The sequence below is a fragment of the Flavobacterium sp. RHBU_3 genome, from assembly GCF_046613565.1.
In the GTDB taxonomy this organism is placed as follows: domain Bacteria; phylum Bacteroidota; class Bacteroidia; order Flavobacteriales; family Flavobacteriaceae; genus Flavobacterium.
In genome coordinates, this window is sequence record NZ_JBKJHC010000033.1 from 1 (window position 1) to 1,839 (window position 1,839).

Consider the following 1,839-nt stretch of genomic DNA (forward strand, 5'->3'; position numbering starts at 1 on the left):
AGAGAGAGTAAGAAATACTTGATTTTATTGAATAAAAACCTAGCGAAATAAAGGTCGTAAAAATATTAAAAATATACGATGAAGAGTTTGATCCTGGCTCAGGATGAACGCTAGCGGCAGGCCTAACACATGCAAGTCGAGGGGTAGAAGCTTTCGGGCTTTGAGACCGGCGCACGGGTGCGTAACGCGTATGCAATCTGCCTTGTACTGAGGGATAGCCCAGAGAAATTTGGATTAACACCTCATAGTATTTTAGTGTGGCATCACATTATTATTAAAGGTTACGGTACAAGATGAGCATGCGTCCCATTAGCTAGTTGGTATGGTAACGGCATACCAAGGCTACGATGGGTAGGGGTCCTGAGAGGGAGATCCCCCACACTGGTACTGAGACACGGACCAGACTCCTACGGGAGGCAGCAGTGAGGAATATTGGTCAATGGTCGCAAGACTGAACCAGCCATGCCGCGTGCAGGATGAAGCATCTATGGTGTGTAAACTGCTTTTGTACGGGAAGAAACACCGCTACGTGTAGCGGCTTGACGGTACCGTAAGAATAAGGATCGGCTAACTCCGTGCCAGCAGCCGCGGTAATACGGAGGATCCAAGCGTTATCCGGAATCATTGGGTTTAAAGGGTCCGTAGGCGGTTTTATAAGTCAGTGGTGAAATCCGGCAGCTTAACTGTCGAACTGCCATTGATACTGTAGGACTTGAATCATTGTGAAGTAACTAGAATATGTAGTGTAGCGGTGAAATGCTTAGATATTACATGGAATACCAATTGCGAAGGCAGGTTACTAACACTGTATTGACGCTGATGGACGAAAGCGTGGGGAGCGAACAGGATTAGATACCCTGGTAGTCCACGCCGTAAACGATGGATACTAGCTGTTTGGTTGTAAGACTGAGTGGCTAAGCGAAAGTGATAAGTATCCCACCTGGGGAGTACGGGCGCAAGCCTGAAACTCAAAGGAATTGACGGGGGCCCGCACAAGCGGTGGAGCATGTGGTTTAATTCGATGATACGCGAGGAACCTTACCAGGGCTTAAATGTAGTATGACAGGTTTGGAAACAGATCCTTCTTCGGACATATTACAAGGTGCTGCATGGTTGTCGTCAGCTCGTGCCGTGAGGTGTCAGGTTAAGTCCTATAACGAGCGCAACCCCTGTTGTTAGTTGCCAGCGAGTCATGTCGGGAACTCTAGCAAGACTGCCGGTGCAAACCGTGAGGAAGGTGGGGATGACGTCAAATCATCACGGCCCTTACGTCCTGGGCTACACACGTGCTACAATGGCAGGTACAGAGAGCAGCCACTACGCAAGTAGGAGCGAATCTATAAAGCCTGTCTCAGTTCGGATTGGAGTCTGCAACCCGACTCCATGAAGCTGGAATCGCTAGTAATCGGATATCAGCCATGATCCGGTGAATACGTTCCCGGGCCTTGTACACACCGCCCGTCAAGCCATGGAAGCTGGGGGTACCTGAAGTCGGTGACCGCAAGGAGCTGCCTAGGGTAAAACTGGTAACTGGGGCTAAGTCGTAACAAGGTAGCCGTACCGGAAGGTGCGGCTGGAACACCTCCTTTCTAGAGAAATGACCTCGCTTGGTTAAAAAGGTAAGATTTAGTCTTACTCTCGCTGTTAGTTCAAAAAAAGTAAGTAAGAAGAGAGCTGAAAAAAGCTTCTTAGCGCTTAGCGGCTTAGCTACTAAGCAGCTCAGTAGCTTTGAAAATAGTCTCGTAGCTCAGCTGGTTAGAGTACTACACTGATAATGTAGGGGTCGGCAGTTCGAGTCTGCCCGGGACTACAAATTTTAGTTTCAGGTTTAAAGTTTAA

1 tRNA gene and 1 rRNA gene are annotated in these 1,839 nt (G+C 48.4%); both read left to right on the plus strand.

The window, feature by feature from the left end:
- Positions 1 to 75 precede the first annotated feature (75 nt).
- Positions 76 to 1,589: ribosomal RNA gene (locus ACLI1A_RS19510) — 16S ribosomal RNA — on the plus strand.
- A gap of 147 nt (positions 1,590 to 1,736) precedes the next feature.
- Positions 1,737 to 1,810 (plus strand) — tRNA-Ile (locus tag ACLI1A_RS19515).
- The last annotated feature ends 29 nt before the right edge of the window (positions 1,811 to 1,839 follow it).